This is a genomic window from Methylobacterium sp. DB0501 (assembly GCF_011043735.1).
GTDB lineage: Bacteria > Pseudomonadota > Alphaproteobacteria > Rhizobiales > Beijerinckiaceae > Methylobacterium > Methylobacterium alsaeris.
In genome coordinates this window covers 681,300-699,574 of record NZ_JAAKGV010000001.1, presented here as the reverse complement: position 1 = coordinate 699,574, position 18,275 = coordinate 681,300, and the positions used below count along the sequence as shown (strand labels likewise).

16 protein-coding genes are annotated in these 18,275 nt (G+C 70.9%); 14 read left to right on the top strand and 2 right to left on the bottom strand.

Annotated elements, in window-relative coordinates:
* Nucleotides 1–81: 81 nt before the first annotated feature.
* The 6 genes from G4G93_RS03260 to G4G93_RS03235 all read left to right on the top strand — a co-directional run bounded on the left by G4G93_RS03260 (nucleotide 82) and on the right by G4G93_RS03235 (nucleotide 7,359).
* Nucleotides 82–1,584, top strand: a complete 1,503-nt coding sequence (locus tag G4G93_RS03260) for a type II and III secretion system protein family protein (protein WP_165081096.1) — start codon at nucleotides 82–84, stop codon at nucleotides 1,582–1,584.
* A 68-nt stretch (nucleotides 1,585–1,652) separates the two neighbouring features.
* A complete protein-coding gene (locus G4G93_RS03255) occupies nucleotides 1,653–2,381 on the top strand; it encodes a CpaD family pilus assembly protein (protein WP_165081094.1) in 729 nt (242 codons plus the stop codon).
* 171 nt (nucleotides 2,382–2,552) lie between these two features.
* Nucleotides 2,553–3,797, top strand: a complete 1,245-nt coding sequence (locus tag G4G93_RS03250) for a CpaE family protein (RefSeq protein WP_165081092.1) — start codon at nucleotides 2,553–2,555, stop codon at nucleotides 3,795–3,797.
* Nucleotides 3,798–3,855: 58 nt separating this feature from the next.
* Nucleotides 3,856–5,322: a CpaF family protein gene (locus G4G93_RS03245; RefSeq protein ID WP_165081090.1), complete on the top strand. Its 1,467-nt coding sequence runs from the start codon at nucleotides 3,856–3,858 to the stop codon at nucleotides 5,320–5,322.
* Between the two features lie 46 nt (nucleotides 5,323–5,368).
* Nucleotides 5,369–6,337: a type II secretion system F family protein gene (locus G4G93_RS03240; protein ID WP_165081088.1), complete on the top strand. Its 969-nt coding sequence runs from the start codon at nucleotides 5,369–5,371 to the stop codon at nucleotides 6,335–6,337.
* A gap of 56 nt (nucleotides 6,338–6,393) precedes the next feature.
* Complete coding sequence (locus G4G93_RS03235) at nucleotides 6,394–7,359, top strand: type II secretion system F family protein (RefSeq protein ID WP_165081086.1); 966 nt, start codon at nucleotides 6,394–6,396, stop codon at nucleotides 7,357–7,359.
* 174 nt (nucleotides 7,360–7,533) lie between these two features.
* Here G4G93_RS03235 and G4G93_RS03230 read toward each other — a convergent pair whose 3' ends face one another.
* Nucleotides 7,534–8,892: an LLM class flavin-dependent oxidoreductase gene (locus G4G93_RS03230; protein WP_165081084.1), complete on the bottom strand. Its 1,359-nt coding sequence runs from the start codon at nucleotides 8,890–8,892 to the stop codon at nucleotides 7,534–7,536.
* 166 nt (nucleotides 8,893–9,058) lie between these two features.
* Here G4G93_RS03230 and G4G93_RS03225 point away from each other — a divergent pair, with 166 nt between their 5' ends.
* The 4 genes from G4G93_RS03225 (at nucleotide 9,059) to G4G93_RS03210 (ending at nucleotide 13,851) form a co-directional block, all read left to right on the top strand.
* The gene (locus G4G93_RS03225; protein WP_165081082.1) at nucleotides 9,059–9,889 is read left to right on the top strand and encodes an NADPH-dependent oxidoreductase; all 831 of its coding nucleotides are present in this window, start codon (nucleotides 9,059–9,061) and stop codon (nucleotides 9,887–9,889) included.
* 104 nt (nucleotides 9,890–9,993) lie between these two features.
* On the top strand, nucleotides 9,994–11,160 hold the full coding sequence (gene metB / locus G4G93_RS03220; RefSeq protein WP_165081080.1) for a cystathionine gamma-synthase: 1,167 nt from the start codon (nucleotides 9,994–9,996) through the stop codon (nucleotides 11,158–11,160).
* 60 nt (nucleotides 11,161–11,220) lie between these two features.
* Nucleotides 11,221–12,561, top strand: a complete 1,341-nt coding sequence (locus G4G93_RS03215; RefSeq protein ID WP_165081078.1) for an LLM class flavin-dependent oxidoreductase — start codon at nucleotides 11,221–11,223, stop codon at nucleotides 12,559–12,561.
* A gap of 90 nt (nucleotides 12,562–12,651) precedes the next feature.
* A complete protein-coding gene (locus tag G4G93_RS03210) occupies nucleotides 12,652–13,851 on the top strand; it encodes an L-dopachrome tautomerase-related protein (protein WP_165081076.1) in 1,200 nt (399 codons plus the stop codon).
* 116 nt (nucleotides 13,852–13,967) lie between these two features.
* Here G4G93_RS03210 and G4G93_RS03205 read toward each other — a convergent pair whose 3' ends face one another.
* Nucleotides 13,968–14,870 (bottom strand): DMT family transporter, encoded by a 903-nt coding sequence (locus tag G4G93_RS03205; RefSeq protein ID WP_165081074.1) that lies wholly within the window; start codon nucleotides 14,868–14,870, stop codon nucleotides 13,968–13,970.
* 118 nt (nucleotides 14,871–14,988) lie between these two features.
* Here G4G93_RS03205 and G4G93_RS03200 point away from each other — a divergent pair, with 118 nt between their 5' ends.
* From G4G93_RS03200 to G4G93_RS03185, 4 genes are all read left to right on the top strand, one after another.
* Nucleotides 14,989–15,798, top strand: coding sequence for an IclR family transcriptional regulator (locus G4G93_RS03200; protein ID WP_165081072.1), 810 nt, complete (start codon nucleotides 14,989–14,991; stop codon nucleotides 15,796–15,798).
* A 132-nt stretch (nucleotides 15,799–15,930) separates the two neighbouring features.
* Nucleotides 15,931–16,659, top strand: coding sequence for a protocatechuate 3,4-dioxygenase subunit beta (pcaH, locus tag G4G93_RS03195; RefSeq protein WP_165081070.1), 729 nt, complete (start codon nucleotides 15,931–15,933; stop codon nucleotides 16,657–16,659).
* A gap of 4 nt (nucleotides 16,660–16,663) precedes the next feature.
* Nucleotides 16,664–17,299: a protocatechuate 3,4-dioxygenase subunit alpha gene (gene pcaG, locus G4G93_RS03190; RefSeq protein ID WP_165081068.1), complete on the top strand. Its 636-nt coding sequence runs from the start codon at nucleotides 16,664–16,666 to the stop codon at nucleotides 17,297–17,299.
* Between the two features lie 138 nt (nucleotides 17,300–17,437).
* A complete protein-coding gene (locus G4G93_RS03185) occupies nucleotides 17,438–18,271 on the top strand; it encodes a 3-keto-5-aminohexanoate cleavage protein (protein ID WP_165081064.1) in 834 nt (277 codons plus the stop codon).
* Nucleotides 18,272–18,275: the final 4 nt, after the last annotated feature.

Genomic DNA, 18,275 nt, shown 5'->3' with positions numbered 1-18,275 from the left:
ATGCGAGAGGCCCCCTCGATGCGCCTGCGCCCCTCCGAACCCGGGAGCGCGCCCGGCCCCCGCCCCGCGAGTCCCCGTTCCATGACGATGTCCGTGACGTTTCCGGCGCTCCTGCGCACCGTGCTCGCCGCCGGGGCGGCGGCCGCCCTGCTCGCCTCCCCTGCCGGCGCCCAAGGCGGACCGGGTGGCGGACCGGGCATGCGCGGCGGCATCGCGCCGGCGCCGGTGGTGAATGTCGGCCCCAACGAGGCCGACGTGTCGCGCCGCATCGACCTCACCATGGGCCGCTCGCTGGTGATCGACCTGCCGCGGGACGCCAAGGAGGTGTTCGTCGCCAACCCCAAGGTGGCGAACGCCGTGGTGCGCTCGACCCGCAAGGTGTTCGTCATCGGCATCGAGAACGGTGCCACCTCGATCTTCGTGATGGACGGCGAGGGCCGCCAGATCGCCGCCCTCGACGTCACGGTCGGGCGCGACCTCAACGTGCTGCGCCAGACGCTGGCCGGCAGCATCCCGGGCGGGCGGTTCGACGTGCGGCCGGCGGGCGATTCGGTGCTGCTCACCGGCACGGTCGGATCCACCGCCGAGGCGCAGCAGGCGGTCGACATCGCCAACGCCTTCGTGGGCGTCGGCGGGGCGGCGGCCGGCGCCCGCGGCGCGGTCATCAACAACCTGACGATCCGCGGCAAGGATCAGGTGATGCTGCGCGTCACCGTGGTGGAAGTGTCGCGCCAGGTGCTCAAGCAATTCGGCGTCAACCTGAACGCCAACTGGAGCGCCATGAACTTCGTCAACGGGGTGCCGTTCCCGCTGACCGGCGGATCGTTCCCGGCCGGCAACGACATCTCGGGCAAGATCAGCGCCGGCGGGTTCTCCCTGCAGGCGACCCTGCGGGCCTTCGAGCAGGCCGGCGTGTCGCGGGTGCTCGCCGAGCCGACCCTGACGGCGATCTCCGGCGAGGCGGCGAACTTCACCGCCGGCGGCGAGATCCCGGTTCCGACGAGCCAGAGCTGCTCGGCGGTAGTGGCCTCCAACACCTCGAACTGCTCGGTCGGCATCGAGTACAAGCCCTACGGCGTGACGCTGAACTTCACGCCCGTCGTCCAGTCCGAGAACCGGATCTCGATCCGGATCGGCACCAACGTCACCGAGCTCGATCCGCAGGGCGCGATCCCGGTCTCGAACGGCAACAACACGATCTCGGTGCCGGGCCTCACGGTGCGCAAGTCGGAGACGACGATCGAGCTGCCCTCGGGTGCCACGATGATGATCGCCGGCCTGATCCAGCAGCGCAACCGCCAGGCGATCAGCGGCCTGCCGGGCATGCTCAACCTGCCGATCCTCGGCTCGCTGTTCCGCTCCCGCGACTACCAGCGCCAGGAAACGGAGCTGATGATCATGGTGACGCCCTACATCGCCAAGCCGATGGAGCAGAGCCAGGTCAAGAAGCCCGACGACGGCTTCACCGAGGTCAGCGACAGCCAGTCGGTCCTGCTCGGCCGCTTCAACCGGCTCTACGGCGTCGTCGGCGCCGCCCCCCTCGGCTCGGGCTATCGCGGCCGGGTCGGCTTCATCACCGACTGAGCGTCGGACTTCCCCCGAGACCCCGCCGAGACATGTCCGCCGAGTTCCCGCGCCGAGATCCCGCCACCATGATCCGCACTGCCTTTCGCCCGGCCCTCCGCCTGACGATCCTCGCGGCCTGCGCCGGCCTGACCGCCTGCGCCTCGCGGGGTCCGGTGACCACGGGCTCGACCTACCCGATGTCGGTGCCCGAGCGGCACCCGATCGTCCTGACGGATTCGCCGCGCAACCTCGACGTGTTCGTTACCGGGACCGGCCATATCGACCCGCGCCAGGGCGACGACGTCGACGCCTTCGTGACCGAGTACCGCCGCTACGGCCGCGGCGTGCTGGTGCTGGAGGTGCCGCGCGGCGCACAGGTGCCGGGCGGCGCGGTGGAGCGCACCCTCGCGCGGCTGCGCGCCCGGGTGACGGCACTCGGGGTGAGCCCGCGGGAGATCGTGATCGCGCCCTACCCGGTCGCCGACGTGGCGGTGAGCGCGCCGGTACGCCTGAGCTTCCAGCGCATGCAGGCGAAGGTGGCGGGGGCCTGCGGATTGTGGCCGCAGGATCTCGGCTCGTCGAATGCGGGCTTCAACACCCGCAACGAGCCGTACTGGAACCTCGGCTGCGCCATGCAGTCCAACGTCGCGAGCCAGGTCGTCGACCCGGTCGACCTCGTGCGCGGCCGCCAGGAAGGCCGGATCGATACGGTGACCCGGACCCAGAACCTGATCGACCTGCGCACCGGAAAGGATCCGTCAACCACTTGGAAGCAGGATGGCCGCGCGAGCGTGAAGAACCAGGTGGCACAGTGATGAGGACGCGCCGGACGATTGTCGCCGCCGCGCCCGCGGCGAGGCGCGCCGGCGCCGCCCGGGCCCGGTCCGGCCGAGGAGCCTTCGCTCCGTGGAGAGAAGGCTTCGCCCTGGCGGGAAAGGCCTCCGCCCTCCGGGGAGAAGGCTTCGCCCTGGGGGGAGCGCCGCTCCATGTCTGAGCCGTCCGATCCCTCGGGCCGGGCGATCCCCCCGGTTCCCCGCATCACCGTGCAGGCCTTCTGCGAGAACGCCGAGATCGCCGCGGTGATCGAGGCGGCGGCCGGCGACCGGCGGATGCAGAAGGCGCATACCCGCGTGCAGATGGGCGGCGCGCCCGCCGCCGTGGAAGCCTACCGCAACGCGCCGACCCCGAACGTCATCATGGTGGAGCTCGGCACGGGCAAAGGCAGCCCCCTCGCCGCCCTCGACAGCCTGGCGGAGGTCTGCGACGCCGGCACCAAGGTGGTGGTCGTCGGCCACGTCAACGACGTCGTGCTCTACCGCGACTTCATCCGCCGCGGCGTGAGCGAGTACCTGATCGCGCCGATCGATCCCGTCGCGGTGATCGCGGCGATCTCCGAGCTGTTCAGCGATCCCGCCGCCGAGCCCCTCGGACGGACCATCGCGGTGGTCGGCGCCAAGGGCGGCGTCGGCGCCTCGACGCTCGCCCACAACCTCGCCTGGTCGGTGGCCCGCGACTTCGGCACCGCGACGGTGATCGCGGATCTCGACGTCGCCTTCGGCACCGCCGGGCTCAACTTCAACCAGGACCCGCCGCAGGGCGTGGCCGAGGCGGTGTTCGCGCCCGACCGGGTCGACGCGAACTTCGTCGACCGGCTGCTGTCGAAATGCACCGACAACCTGAGCCTGCTCGCCGCGCCCGCGACCCTCGACCGCCCGACCGACTTCGCCGAGAGCGCCTTCGACGGCGTGATCGACGTGCTGCGGGCGAGCGTGCCCTGCATCGTTCTCGACGTGCCCCATGCGTGGTCGGCCTGGTGCCGGCGCCAGCTGATCGGCTCCGACGAGATCGTGGTGGTGGCCGCCCCCGACCTCGCGTCCTTGCGCAACGCCCGCAACCTGTTCGAGGTGCTGCGGCAGGCCCGGCCCCACGACCGGATGCCCCGCCTCGTCCTCAACGGCGTCGGGATGCCCAAGCGGCCGGAGATCGCGGTCGCGGAATTCGCCAAGGCCCTCGACGCGCCGGTCGCCGCGACGGTGCCGTTCGAGCCCGCCCTGTTCGGCACCGCGGCCAATAACGGTCAGATGCTGGCCGAGGTGCAGCCGGGCGCCAAGGTCACCGAGATCCTGAGCGAGCTCGCCGGCAGCGTGACCGGGCGGGCCGAGATCCGCCGCGGCCGCGCCAACCTGCTCGAGCCGCTGCTGGCCCGGTTCGCCCGCCGCAAGGCGTCGTGAGCTGGTCCCGCTCCTCGCCGCCCCGCGACACCGATTCCCCATAGAGGGCGCTGATTCCATGTTCGGCAGGAGACCCGGAGCGGCGGCGCAGACGATGCCGGCCGCGCGTCCCGCCAGCCCCGCGCCGGCGGCCCCCGAGCCGGTCGCCCCGGTCTTCCAGGACGGGAAGCGGGCGGAGGGCGCCGCGAGCCCGGTCCGCGAGACCCAGGTCGTGCCGGCCGAGAGCCCGCGCTCGGACGAGTATTACCGCACGAAGAGCATGATCTTCGGCGCGCTCATCGAGGCGATCGACCTGACGCAGCTCGCCCGGCTCGAGCCGGACGCGGCGCGCGAGGAGATCCGCGACATCGTCATCGAGATCATCGGCCTCAAGAACGTCGTGATGTCGATCGCCGAGCAGGAGGAGCTGCTCGACGACATCTGCAACGACGTGCTCGGCTACGGCCCTCTGGAGCCGCTGCTCGCCCGCGACGACATCGCCGACGTGATGGTGAACGGCGCCAGCCGGACCTACATCGAGGTCGGCGGCAAGATCCAGCTGACCAACGTGCGCTTCCGCGACAACCAGCAGTTGATGAACATCTGCCAGCGGATCGTCAGCCAGGTCGGCCGCCGGGTCGACGAGGCCTCGCCGATCTGCGACGCCCGCCTGCCGGACGGCTCGCGCGTCAACGTGATCGCGCCGCCGCTCGCCATCGACGGGCCTGCGCTCACCATCCGCAAGTTCAAGAAGGACAAGCTCACCCTCGACCAGCTCGTGCGCTTCGGCTCGATCTCGCCGGAAGGCGCCAAGATCCTGCAGATCATCGGGCGGGTGCGCTGCAACGTGGTGGTGTCGGGCGGCACCGGCTCGGGCAAGACGACGCTGCTGAACTGCCTCACACGCTACATCGACGACGACGAGCGCATCATCACCTGCGAGGACGCGGCCGAGCTGCAATTGCAGCAGCCGCACGTGGTGCGCCTGGAGACGCGGCCGCCGAACCTGGAGGGCCAGGGCCAGGTCACGATGCGCGACCTGATCAAGAACTGCCTGCGCATGCGGCCCGAGCGGATCATCGTCGGCGAGGTGCGCGGACCGGAGGCCTTCGACCTGCTCCAGGCGATGAATACCGGCCATGACGGCTCGATGGGGACGCTGCACGCCAACTCGCCGCGCGAGTGCCTGGGGCGCATCGAGTCGATGATCGCGATGGGCGGCTTCAGCCTGCCCGCCAAGACCCTGCGCGAGATGATCTCCGGCTCGATCGACGTCATCGTGCAGGCCGCGCGCCTGCGCGACGGCTCGCGCCGCATCACCCACATCACCGAGGTGATGGGGATGGAGGGCGACGTCATCATCACGCAGGACCTGTTCATCTACGACATCGTCGGCGAGGACGCGAACGGCAAGCTGATCGGCCGCCACCGCTCGACCGGCGTCGGCCGGCCGCGCTTCTGGGACCGGGCCCGCTATTACGGCGAGGACCGGGCGCTCGCCGCCGCCCTCGACGCCGCCGAGGCCAAGGCGGAGGAGACGGCGTGAGCCCCGCAGCCGCCCCGCCGCCCCTCGCCCGCGCGGGGAGGCGCCGGTGATCGACCTCCACGCCGTCATCGCGGCGGCCCTGCTCTCGATCAGCGCCGCCTCGCTGACCGCCGCCGTGCTGGTGCCGCTGCTCCCGGGCGAGGCCCGGGCCGCCAAGCGCCAGCAGGCGCTGGTGGGCGAGCGCCAGGCCGCCGAGCGCGTCCAGGCGGTGAGCCGCCGCGACCAGGTGGCCAAGAGCCTCAAGGAGATCGAGGACAAGGAGAAGAAGTCCCGCGTCAGCCTCGAGCTCCGGCTGACGCAGGCCGGCCTGTCCATCACCAAGGCCCAGTTCCACCTGTTCAGCGCGGCGAGCGGCCTGGCGGCGGGCCTGCTCGGCCTGCTCCTGAGCGGCAGCGCGCTCCTGGCGCTCGGCCTCGCCTTCGCGGTCGGGCTCGGCCTGCCGCGCTGGCTGCTCGGCTACCTGCGCAAGCGGCGGATGACCCGCTTCATCCTCGAACTGCCCAACGCCATGGACGTGATCGTGCGCGGCATCCGCTCGGGGCTGCCGGTCGGCGACTGCCTGCGCATCATCGCCCGCGAGGCGCAGGAGCCGGTCAAGAGCGAGTTCCGGGCCCTCGTCGAGGCCCAGGCCCTCGGCATCTCGCTAAGCGACGCGGTGGCGCGCCTCTACGAGCGGATGCCGGTGCCGGAGGCGAACTTCTTCGCCATCGTGATCGGCATCCAGCAGAAGGCCGGCGGCAACCTCTCGGAGGCGCTCGGCAACCTGTCGCGGGTGCTGCGCGACCGCCGCAAGATGGGCGAGAAGGTCAAGGCGGTGAGCATGGAGGCCAAGGCCTCGGCGGCGATCATCGCCTCCCTGCCCTTCGTGGTCGCCCTCCTCGCCTACCTCACCAGCCCCGACTACATCTCGCTGCTCTGGACCACCACGATCGGCCACATCGCCATGGCCGGCTCCGCCGTGTGGATGATCCTGGGCGTGGTGGTGATGAGCCGGATGATCCGCTTCGACATCTGACCGGGCGACGCCGCCCCGGTCTTCGCTCCCGCCGCACGCTGCTCAGGAGGCGGCCCGTGTTCTTCTTCGTCCAGCAGGCCCTCGACCCCTACCTCATCGGCGCCCTCCTCACCGCGGTGGCGGCGGCCGCGACGGTGTTCACCCTGGCCCAGCCGTTCCTGGAACCCAACCGGCTCAAGGCCCGCCTGAAGGGCGTCGGCAAGGAGCGCGACCGCATCCGGGTGCGCGAGCGCGAGCGGATGAACCAGAAGGCGTCCCTGCGCCAGGAGCCCAAGGCCTACATGAAGCAGGTGGTCGACCGCCTGCGCCTCGACAACTGGCTCGGCACCGAGGACGCCAAGAACAAGCTGCTGATGGCCGGCTATCGCGGCCCGCAGGCCGAGATCGCCTTCCTGTTCTTCCGCCTGGTGATGCCGATCGGCTTCTTCGTGCTGGCGGTGGTCTACCTGTTCGTGCTGGAGGTGCTGGACCAGCCGACGGTCGTGCGCCTCGGCATCGTCGTGCTGGCGACCTATCTCGGGATCAAGGCGCCGGAGCTGTTCCTGCGCAACCAGACCTCGAAGCGCCAGGCGGTGATCCAGCGCAACTGGCCGGATACGCTCGACCTGCTGCTGATCTGCGTCGAGTCGGGCATGGCGATCGAGGCGGCGTTCCGGCGCGTCGGCGTCGAGATCGCCGACCAGTGCATGATGCTGGCCGAGGAGATGGCGCTCACCACCGCCGAACTGTCCTACCTCACCGACCGGCGCATCGCCTACGAGAACCTCGCCAACCGCACGGGCCTCGAATCGGTGAAGAACATCACCACGGCGCTGATCCAGGCCGAGCGCTACGGCACCCCGGTCGGCCAGGCCCTGCGGGTGCTGGCCCAGGAAAGCCGCGACCAGCGCATGAACGAGGCCGAGAAGAAGGCCGCGGCCCTGCCGCCCAAGCTCACCGTGCCGATGATCCTGTTCTTCCTGCCGGTGCTGTTCGTGGTGATCCTGACCCCGGCGATGGTGCAGGTGTTCAGCATGAAGTAGAGGGCGCGTCGGGCGGCGCTGAAAATCTGTTCGATCGATCGGACAGAAACCGCGTCCATCCTGTCGTTCCGGGATGACGTGAAGGAAGTCATACGAAATCCGACGCCGCGCGGGCTGGCTTTGCCATGTCCGGAAGTCATCGTCCGGACATGGCATCGGATCCGGCGATGTCCGTCAGGCCGGCTCCGGATCGGATGCTCTCTCCGTCCCGGCGAAGAACCGGTTCTCCGGCCGGGGCAGGCCGAGATGGTCGCGTAGCGTCGGGCCCTCGTAGTCCCGGCGGAACAGGTCGCGGGCCTGCAGCTCCGGCACCACCTTGGCGGTGAAGTCCGCGAGTCCCTGCGGCAGGTCGGAGACCATGATGTTGAAGCCGTCGCAAGCGCCGGCCTCGAGCCAGGCCTGCATCTCGTCGGCGATGGTGGCCGGCGTGCCGACCATCGCGAGGCCGGCATAGCCGCCGAGGCGCTGCGCCAGCTGCCGGACGGTCAGATTTTCCCGGCGGGCGAGCGCGATCGCCCGCTCGCGCCCGGTCTTCGACTGGTTGGTCTCCGGGATCTCCGGCAGGGGGCCGTCCGGGTCGAAGGCGCTCGCATCGACGCCGAGCGCGATCGACAGGGCCGCGACGGCGCTCGCCTCGTGCACCAGCCCGTCGAGATGGGCGCGCCGCGCCCTCGCCTCCTCGACCGTATCGCCGACCACCACGAAGCAGGCCGGCAGGATCTTGAGGTGGTCGGGATCGCGCCCGACCGCGACCATGCGCCGGCGCACGTCCTCGGCGAAGCGGCACCCGTCCTCCAGGCTGCCGGCGGCGCCGAAGATCACCTCGGCGGTCTCGGCGGCGAGCTGGCGCCCGGCCTCGGAAGCGCCGGCCTGGACGATCACCGGCCAGCCCTGGACCGGCCGGGCGACGTTGAGGGGCCCGCGCACCGAGAGGTGGGGGCCCTGGTGGTCGAGGACGTGCATCCGGTCGGGATCGAAGAAGATCCCGCTCTCGACGTCGCGCAGGAAGGCGTCGTCGGCGAAGGAATCCCACAGGCCCTTCACCACCTCGACGAATTCGCGGGCGCGGTCGTAGCGGTCGGCATGCTCGGGATGGTGTTCGAGCCCGAAATTCCTCGCCGCGTCGGGATTCGAGGTCGTCACCACGTTCCATCCGGCCCGTCCCCCGCTCAGATGGTCGAGGGAGGCGAAGCGCCGGGCGACGTGGAACGGCTGGTCGTAGGTGGTCGAGGCCGTGGCGATCAGCCCGATCCGCTCGGTCACCATGGCGAGCGCGGGCAGGAGGGTGGCGGGATCGAACGACGTGACGGTGGCCGAGCGCTTGAGCGCCTCGGCCGGCATGTTCAGCACCGCCAGGTGATCGGCCATGAAGAAGGCGTCGAACTTCGCCGCCTCCAGCATTTGGGCGAAGCGGGCGAGGTGGCGGATGTTGAAGTTGGCGTCCGGCAGGCCGCCGGGATAGCGCCACCACGCGGTGTGGATGCCGACCGGGCGCATGAAGGCGCCGAGATGAAGCCTGCGGGGTTGCGCCATGTCGGGCTCCTGTGGCGGGCGCCTGTATCAGGCTCCTGGATCGCGCGGCCCTGCGGGCCGCGCAGGCCGGATCTGGCTCCGCCGCCCTGGTTGGTCAATCGATTCCATGCACGACTGCTCCATGTACGACTGCGCCGCGTCGCGGCTGACGGGAAGGCGAGAGCGCATGAGCGGGACCGGACGGCAGGACGCCCTGGAGGCGCGCTACGGCGCAAAGACCGCCCGCGCCGTCGCCGACGGCCCCTGGAACGACGTGATCGCGGGGCTCCTCGCCCACCGCACCGTGCGGGCGTTCCGGCCCGATCCGCTTCCCGCCGGGATCTTGGAGACGCTGGTCGCCGCGGCGCAATCGGCACCGAGCTCGTCGAACCTCCAGACCTGGAGCGTCGTCGCGGTCGAGGATCCGGAGGCCAAACGGCGGCTGTCCGAGGTGGCGCGGGGCCAGCGCCACGTCGTCGAGGCGCCGCTGGTGCTGGTCTGGCTCGCCGACCTGTCGCGGCTCGCGGCGCTCGGGCGCGAGCGGGACCGGCCGACCGACGGGCTCGACTACCTGGAGACGCTGATGGTCGGCGTGGTCGACGCCGCGCTCGCCGCCCAGAACGCCACGGTGGCGCTCGAATCCCTCGGTCTCGGCTCGGTCTATATCGGGGCCTTGCGCAACGATCCGGAGGCGGTGGCCGAGCTGCTCGGCCTGCCGCCGAACGTGCTGGCGGTGTTCGGCCTGTGCGTCGGCTGGCCCGATCCGGCACGCCCGGCCGCGGTCAAGCCGCGCCTTCCGCAAGACGTGGTGCTGCATCGCGGCCGCTACGACCCCGCCCTCGCGACCGGGCCGGTCGCCGCCTACGACGCGGCAATGAGCGCGTTCCAGGCCGGGCAGCGGATGCCGGAGGTCGGCTGGAGCGGGGCGGCCCTGGAGCGGGTGCGCGGTCCGGAATCCTTGAGCGGCCGCGACCGCCTGCGCGGGATCCTGGAGCGACGGGGGTTCGGACTGAAATAGAGCGCCGTCCGCCGCGTCGAACGGTTTTCCGTTGATCGCCCGATGCGTTCTTCATAAAGAACGGAAGAGCGGGATCGTCCCGCGTGCGGCACGGGAGAGCGACGGTGGCGGACGAGCACAGGCGGGCGGAGACGATCGCGGCGGCAAACGGGATCGGGACGGACACGGCCTTCGGGGCGGTGACCCCGCCGCTCTACCTCTCGACGACCTACACCTTCGCCGAGTTCGAGAAGGCCCGGGCCTACGATTACGCCCGCCTCGGCAACCCGACCCGCGACCAGCTCGCCGACACGCTGGCGAAGCTGGAGGGCGGGGCGCGGGCCGTCGTGGTGTCGAGCGGCATGGCGGCCCTCGACCTCGCCCTGTCGCCCCTGCGGCCGGGCGACCTCCTGGTGGCGCCGCACGATTGTTACGGCGGGACCCACAGGCTGCTCTCGATGCGCGCGGCGCGGGGCCATTACCGCGTCGCCTTCGTCGACCAGACCGACGAGGCCGCGCTGACCGCGGCCCTGGCCGAGGGCGCCCGGATCGTACTCACCGAGACGCCGAGCAACCCCTTGATGCGGATCACCGACATCCGCCGCACGGCCGCCCTGGCGAAGGCGGCGGGCGCCCTGCTCGTCGTCGACAACACCTTCCTGTCGCCGGCGCTGCAGCGGCCCCTGGCGCTCGGGGCCGACCTCGTCGTCCACTCGACCACCAAGTTCCTCAACGGCCATTCCGACGTGATCGGCGGCGCGGTGATCGCCGCGGAGGCCGGCCTCGGCGACGAGCTCGCGGCCTGGGCCAACACCGTCGGGGTCACCGGCTCGCCCTTCGACGCCTACCTGACGTTGCGCGGCGTGCGCACGCTGTTTGCCCGCATCGAGCGCCAGGAGCGCAACGCCGCCGCGGTGGCGGCTTTCCTCGCCGCGCATCCGGCGATCGCCCGGGTCTACTATCCGGGCCTGCCCGACCATCCGGGCCACGACGTCGCCAGGGCGCAGCAGAGCGGCTTCGGCGCGATGCTGAGCGCCGAGCTCGCCGGTGGGCGCGAGGCGGTGCGCCGCCTCGTCGGGGCGCTCAGCGTGTTCAGCCTGGCCGAATCCCTCGGCGGGGTCGAGAGCCTGATCGCCCATCCGGTCACCATGACCCATGCCGCCATGGACGCGGAAGCGCGCGAGCGCGCCGGCGTCGGCGACGGTCTGGTGCGGCTCTCGGTCGGGCTCGAGGCGGAGGCGGACCTGCTCGGGGATCTGAGCCGGGCGCTCGACGCCGTCCTCCGCGGATGACGGGCCGAGCGCACGCGGGGCGCTAGATCTCACGGCACCGGTCCCTACCATGAGCCCGCCATGACCAATGCTACGATGCGCCTCGGCGCCTTCTTCTACGCCACCGGCCACCACGTCGCCGGCTGGCGCCACCCGTCGAGCGAGGCCGATGGCGGGATCAATCTCGACCGTTATGTCGGCTGGGCGAAGCGGGCCGAGGCCGCGAAGTTCGACCTGATCTTCCTGGAGGACGGCACCGGCATCCGCGATGCCGACCTGCGCTCGAGCGAGCGCACCGCCCGCTCTGGCCATTTCGAGCCCGTGACCCTGCTGTCGGCGCTCGCCGCCGTCACGAGCCGGATCGGCCTCGTCGCCACCACCTCGACGAGCTTCAACGAGCCCTTCAACGTCGCCCGCCGCTTCGCCTCCCTCGACCTCCTGAGCGGCGGCCGGGCCGGCTGGAACCTCGTCACCTCGGCGACCGACCTGGAGGCCGCGAATTTCGGCCACGACAGGATCGCCCGCCACGCCGACCGCTACGAGCGGGCGGAGGAATTCGTCGACGTGGTGCTGGGCCTGTGGAACACCTGGGACGACGACGCCGTCCTCATCGACACGGCGTCGGGCCAGTTCTCGAAGCCCGACGGCTTCCGGCCCCTCGACCACAAGGGCAAGCATTTCGAGGTGCGAGGGCCCCTCAACATCCCGCGCACGCCGCAGGGCCAGCCGGTGCTGGTCCAGGCCGGGTCGTCCGGGCCGGGCAAGGACCTGGCGGCGCGCACCGCCGAGATCGTGTTCACGGCCAACCAGACCCTCGACGAGGCGGTGGAGTTCTCCCGCGACCTGAAAGGCCGCATGGCCCGGTTCGGCCGCTCGCCGGACGACCTCAAGGTGATGCCCGGGCTGTTCCCGGTCGTCGGCCGCTCCGAGGCCGAGGCACGCGGCAAGTTCGAGGAATTGCAGGCGCTGATCGATCCGGTGGTCGGGCTGGCGCTGCTCAGCCGGATGGTCGGCCACGACCTCTCGGGCTTTTCGCCCGACGGCCCGGTGCCGGAGCTGCCCGCCACCGCGGGGCTGAAGTCGCGCCAGCAGCTGATGTTCGACCTCGCCCGGCGCGAGGGCCTGAGCCTGCGCCAGCTCTACCTGCGGATCGCCGGCGCCCGCGGCCACTCGCAGATCGTCGGCACGCCGGCCCAGATCGCCGACGAGATGGAGGCGCGGTTCCGGGCCGGCGGCGCCGACGGGTTCAACATCATGCCCCCGACCCTGCCGGGCGGGCTCGACGACTTCGTCGAGCTGGTCCTGCCGGAATTGCGCCGCCGCGGCCTGTTCCGCACCGAGTACGAGGGCCGGACCCTGCGGGCGAATCTCGGCTCGCGTCCGCCCTCCGGCTACGGGCCCGGGCGGGCGACGGTCGGCTGACATACACCTCTCGCCCTTGCACCCCCGGACCTTGGCCGGGTGCCGCTGCGTTCACCGTCCGGGCCAAAGCCCGGACGGAGAGTTCTTTCGATGACGCAGCAATTCGGCGCCCGCCTCGGGCTCGCCCTGGTCCTGACGGCCGGCCTCGCGCCGGTCCCCGCCCTGGCGCAGGGCAGCCCCGTCCAGACGCCCGCCCGCCTCGACAAGGTCGCGAGCTTCGCCCATCAGGTCACCGGCGTCACGGTGGCGCGCGACGGCCGGATCTTCGTCAACTTCCCGCGCTGGAGCGAGGACGCGCCGGTCTCGGTGGCCGAGCTGAAGGACGGCAAGCCGGTGCCCTACCCGGATGCCGGGTGGAATTCCTGGCGCAACGCGAAGAAGGACGAGATCGACCCGAAGACCCACTTCGTCTGCGTCCAGAGCGTGGTGGCCGATGCCCAGGACCGGCTCTGGGTGGTGGATGCCGCCGCGCCCGCGATGGCCGCAGTCGTCAAGGACGGGCCGAAGCTCGTCGGGATCGACCTCAAGACCAACCAGGTGGTCAAGACGATCCCATTCGACGCCGCGACGGTGCTGCAGGCCTCCTACATCAACGACGTACGGATCTCTCCCGACGGCAAGACCGCCTATCTCACCGATTCCGGCGCCGAGGGCGCCTTGATCGTCGTCGACATCGACAGCGGCGCGGCCAGGCGCGTGCTCTCCGGCCATCCCTCGACCATGCCGGACAAGAGCGTGACCGTGACCTCCGACGGCCAGCCCCTGCGCCGGCCCGACGGGCGCGGCGTCGAGTTCTCGGCCGACGGCATCGCGCTCTCGCCGGACGGCCGTACCCTGTACTGGCAGGCGATCAAGGGGAAGACGCTCTACAGCCTGCCGACCGACGCGCTCACCGGCTGGGCCACCGCGTCGGTCGTGCCCGAGACGCTCACCGACCGGACGCTGGGGCCCAAGATCGTCACGGTCGGCGAGAACGGTCCGGCGGACGGGCTGCTGGTGGCCCGCAAGGACGGCCGGATGTACGTGACCTCGCCGCAGGACAACGCCGTCAAGGTGCGAGACCTCGCGAATCAAGGTGCCGGGCTGACCACCCTGGTCCAGGATCCGCAGCTGCGCTGGCCCGACACCTTCGGCGAGGGGCCGGACGGAACGATCTACGTCACCACCTCGCACATCCAGGACTCGGCCGACTACAAGCCCGGCGCACCGATCAGCCTGCCGACGGAGCTGTGGGCGATCCGCACGGGATCTCCGGCGGCGGGATCGACGGGGACCGGCCCGGTGAAGTGAAGCGCCCCTGAACCCGTGCCCCCTCCCGGGTCGGGCTCGCCCGCTTCGGCCACAGGGATGCGGAACTCGGGCTTGCCCGAGTTCCGTCGGGGGGAGGGGTCCATGCGCGGCCGCCCTCACACCGCCCCCTCCTCCCCCGGCGGCGTGATCCGCGGGCGCTCGTGATAGAGCAGGTACAGCCCCGAGGCCGCCACGACGGCGCCGCCGATCACCGTCCAGCGGTCGGGCAGGTGGCCGAAGATCAGGAAGCCGAGGAGCACCGCCCAGAGCAAGTGGGCATAGGCGAAGGGCGCCAGCGTCGAGGCGGGCGCCCGGCGATGGGCGAGGATCAGGAGCCAGTGCCCGAGCGCCCCGAAGAACCCGACCGAGGCGATGCCGATCCAGGTCGAGGGCGCGGTCGGCGTCTCCCACAGGAAAGGCAGGGCCGGCGCGGTCAGCACCGAGCCCACGAGGCCGGTATAGAACATCGTCGTCTCGGGCGGATCGTGGGCGGCGAGCATCCGCGTCACCACGATGTAGACGCCGTTGACGAGGGCGGTCACCACGGCGAGCAGGGCCGCCGGATGCATGCCCGACATGCCGGGCCGGCTCACCACCAGAACCCCCGAGAAACCGACCAGCACCGCGACCGTCCGGCGCCACCCGACCCGCTCGCCGAGGAGCGGCCCGGCGATCAGCGCCACCACCAGGGGCGAGGCGAATGTGATCGAGGTCACCTGCGCCAGGGGCAGGTAGCGCAGGGCCACGAACGAGCACATCGTCGCCGTCACGAGGCAGAGCGAGCGCAGCACCTGCAGGCCCGGCTTCCTGGTGCGCAGGAGCCCGATCACGTCGCGCCGCGAGGCGAGGACAACCGCCACGATGACGAAGCTGACGAGGTAGCGGAGCGCCACGATCAGCATCGGGCTCATGGTGCCGGTGAGGAACTTCGCCGAGGCGTCGATGCTCGCGAAGCCCGCCACCGCGCTCACCATCAGGGCGATGCCGACCAGGGTCTCCCCCTGCCCCGTCCCGCGCATGCCGGCCTCCCTCGCACCCGTCGCCCGTGTCTTGACTTAGAACGGAACTGAGTTCAAATCCAGAACCGCGTTCCAGATTTGGAGCGCCGATCCGAGCACGAGATTTCGAGCACGAGAGATGGCCGGCTCCCTGCTGCGGCGCGCCCTGGACCTGGTGGAACTCCTCGCGAACCATCCGCGCGGACTCCCGCTCCAGACCATCGCCGAGACGCTGGATATTCCGAAGAGCGGCGCCCACCGGCTGCTGGCCGAGCTGGCCGAGCTCGCCTACGTCGTGCAGAACGACGAGACCGGCCGCTACCTGCTCACCACCAAGTTCGCGACGCTCGGCCTCAAGCATCTCTCGCGCACCGGCGTCGTCGACGTCGCCCAGTCGGTGCTCGACCGGCTGGCGGATCTGAGCGGCGAGCTGGCACGCCTCGCCGTCGTCGATTACCCGCGCCTCGTCTGGGTGGCGAAGGCGCAAGGCGCGCGCAGCGGCCTGCGCTTCGACGGCGACATGGGCACGGAAGCGCGGCTCTCCACGACGTCCACCGGGATCGCCTGGCTCGCCAGCCTCTCGGACGAGGAGGCCTTGAGCCTGGTGATGCGCCAGGGGCTCGGCACGCCGGAGGCGTGCGGCCCCAACGCGCCGCGCACCGTCGCGGCCTTGATGGTCCTGGTGAACGAGGCCCGCGCCCGCGGCTACGCCTGGGTGCAGGACACCAACACGCCGGGCGCCGCCGCGATGGCGGCCAACATCGTGCATCCGCAGACCGGCCGCGCGGTCGGCAACCTCAGCATCGCCGGCCCGAGCCTGCGGCTCACGGAGGCGCAAGCCGACGCCATCGCCCCCGACCTGCTGGCGGCCGCCGCGGACCTGTCCACGGTCGGCGCCTTCTCGGACTATCTCGGGACCCTCGGCGGCAAGGCCGCGGCCCTCTCCTGACGAGATGTCCTGACGTAGTCCCGGCCCCGCGGGGATGATAAAATTCCGAGGCGCGCGTCGAACGACCAGCACACCGGGGTTTCAACCCCGCACGACCCGCAGTCGCTCCGAAGGAGCGCACAGGAGGAGACGATGACCCAGGCCGACAGCGAGTTCCTGCAACGGGACCGCTCGATCCACCCGCCGGCCTTCACGCCGGACTACAAGACCAGCGTGCTGCGCTCGCCGCGGCGGGCGATGCTGTCGCTGCAATCCTCCCTGTCGGAGGTGACCGGCCCGACCTTCGGCCACTCGGAGCTGGGCCCGCTCGATAACGACCTGATCCTCAACTATGCCCGCGAGGGCGAGCCGATCGGCGAGCGGATCTTCGTCCACGGCCATGTCCGCGACGAGAACGGGCGCGGCATCCCCCACACCCTGGTCGAGTTCTGGCAGGCCAATGCGGGCGGGCGCTACCGCCACCGCAACGACCGCTACCTCGCGCCGATCGATCCGAATTTCGGCGGCTGCGGCCGGACGATCACCGACGAGAACGGCTTCTACTATTTCCGCACGATCAAGCCCGGGCCGTATCCCTGGCGCAACTTCCTCAATTCCTGGCGCCCGGCGCATATCCACTTCTCGGTGTTCGGCACAGGCTTCGCCCAGCGCCTCATCACCCAGATGTATTTCGAGGGCGACCCGCTGATCTGGCGCGATCCGATGGTGCTCGGCATCCCCGACCGCTCGGCCGCCGAGCGGCTGATCGCCCCCCTCGACCTCGGCGCCGCGGTGCCGCTCGACATGCTCGCCTACAAGTTCGACATCGTGCTGCGCGGCCGCCAGCAGACTTTGTTCGAGAACAAGCTCCAGGGGAACTGAGACGATGGTCCAGCCGCTTCCCACCCGCCTGCAGGAGACCCCGTCCCAGACCGCGGGTCCCTACGTCCATATCGGGCTGATCCCGCACCAGGCCGGCTTCGACATCTTCGAGACCAACTTCACGAACGTGCTCGCCGGGCCCGAGACCAAGGGCGAGCGCATCCGGATCGAGGGACGGGTCTTCGACGGCGCCGGCTCGCTGGTGCGCGACGCCTTCATCGAGATCTGGCAAGCCAACGCCGCCGGCCGCTACAACCACCCGGCCGACCGCCAGGAGGGCAAGCCCCTCGACGGGACGTTCCGCGGCTGGGGCCGCACCGGCTCCGACTTCGACACGGGCCTGTGGTTCTTCGAGACGGTGAAGCCCGGCCCGGTCGAGGGCCGGAAAGGCCACCGCCCGATGGCGCCGCACATCAACCTCTGGATCGCCGCCCGCGGCATCAATATCGGCCTGCAGACCCGGCTCTACTTCGCCGACGAGGCCGAGGCGAACGCCGACGACCCGGTGCTGAACCTCGTCGAGCGCGGGCCGTTGCGCGACAGCCTGCTGGCGAGGCGCGAGGAACGCGACGGGACGGTGGTCTACGTGTTCGACATCTATCTGCAGGGGCCGAACGAGACCGTCTTCTTCGACGTGTGAGACTGATCTCGCGCGTCTTTCACGGCACCGCTCGTCCCACCCGCGACGTCATCCTGAGGTCGCGGGTGGAAAAGGCATAAAAATCAATCGGACCCGTCTCGCGCTCGCAGGGACGAGACACACGGCAAGGAGAACGCCATGAACCCCGTCGTCATCGCGGTCGCGATCACCGGTTCGGTGCCGCGCAAGAAGGACAATCCGGCGGTGCCCACCGCGGTCGCCGAGCAGATCGAGTCCACGCACCAGGCCTTCGAGGCGGGCGCCACCCTCGTCCACATCCACGTCCGCAACGACGACGAATCGCCCTCCTCCGACCCCGACAAGTTCGCGGCCGTCCAGGAGGGCGTGCGCAAGCACTGTCCCGGCATGATCGTGCAGTTCTCGACCGGCGGCCGCGGCCGCGATCCGAGCGCGCGCGGACTCTCGCTGGTGCACAGGCCCGACATGGCCTCGCTCTCGACCGGCTCGGTCAACTTCCCGAGCATCGTCTACGAGAACCACGCCACCCTGGTGAACGACCTCGCCGGCTCGATGCACAAGAACGGCATCCGGCCCGAGATCGAGATCTTCGACCTCTCGCACATCCACGGCGCCAAGCGCCTGATCGAGGAGGGGCTGATGGATGCCCATCCGCACGTGCAGTTCGTGATGGGCGTGAAGAACGCGATGCCGGCCGACGAGCACCTGCTCGACATCCTGCTCGCCGAGACGAGGCGCGTGATCCCGGGCGCGACCTGGACCGCCGCCGGCATCGGCCGCGAGCAGGCCCGCGTCATGGGCTGGGCGCTGGCCCGCGGGGCGGATGCGGTGCGCACCGGCCTCGAGGACAACATCCGGGTGACCAAGGACCGCCTGGCGGCGAGCAATGCCGAGCTGGTGTCCCTGGCCGCCGAGATGGTGACCCGCCACAACCGCAAGGTCGCGACCCCGGCCGAGGCGCGCGCCGTCCTGCACCTGAAGCCCGTGGCCTGACCCG

Coding starts and splice junctions, on each gene's coding strand:
- G4G93_RS03260 (WP_165081096.1), top strand. CDS start 82: ATGACGATGTCCGTGACGTTTCCGGCGCTCCTGCGCACCGTGCTCGCC.
- G4G93_RS03255 (WP_165081094.1), top strand. CDS start 1,653: ATGATCCGCACTGCCTTTCGCCCGGCCCTCCGCCTGACGATCCTCGCG.
- G4G93_RS03230 (WP_165081084.1), bottom strand. CDS start 8,892: ATGGCGCAACCCCGCAGGCTTCATCTCGGCGCCTTCATGCGCCCGGTC.
- G4G93_RS03185 (WP_165081064.1), top strand. CDS start 17,438: ATGAACCCCGTCGTCATCGCGGTCGCGATCACCGGTTCGGTGCCGCGC.
- G4G93_RS03205 (WP_165081074.1), bottom strand. CDS start 14,870: ATGCGCGGGACGGGGCAGGGGGAGACCCTGGTCGGCATCGCCCTGATG.
- G4G93_RS03245 (WP_165081090.1), top strand. CDS start 3,856: ATGTTCGGCAGGAGACCCGGAGCGGCGGCGCAGACGATGCCGGCCGCG.
- G4G93_RS03225 (WP_165081082.1), top strand. CDS start 9,059: ATGAGCGGGACCGGACGGCAGGACGCCCTGGAGGCGCGCTACGGCGCA.
- G4G93_RS03250 (WP_165081092.1), top strand. CDS start 2,553: ATGTCTGAGCCGTCCGATCCCTCGGGCCGGGCGATCCCCCCGGTTCCC.
- G4G93_RS03210 (WP_165081076.1), top strand. CDS start 12,652: ATGACGCAGCAATTCGGCGCCCGCCTCGGGCTCGCCCTGGTCCTGACG.
- pcaH (WP_165081070.1), top strand. CDS start 15,931: ATGACCCAGGCCGACAGCGAGTTCCTGCAACGGGACCGCTCGATCCAC.
- G4G93_RS03215 (WP_165081078.1), top strand. CDS start 11,221: ATGACCAATGCTACGATGCGCCTCGGCGCCTTCTTCTACGCCACCGGC.
- pcaG (WP_165081068.1), top strand. CDS start 16,664: ATGGTCCAGCCGCTTCCCACCCGCCTGCAGGAGACCCCGTCCCAGACC.
- G4G93_RS03200 (WP_165081072.1), top strand. CDS start 14,989: ATGGCCGGCTCCCTGCTGCGGCGCGCCCTGGACCTGGTGGAACTCCTC.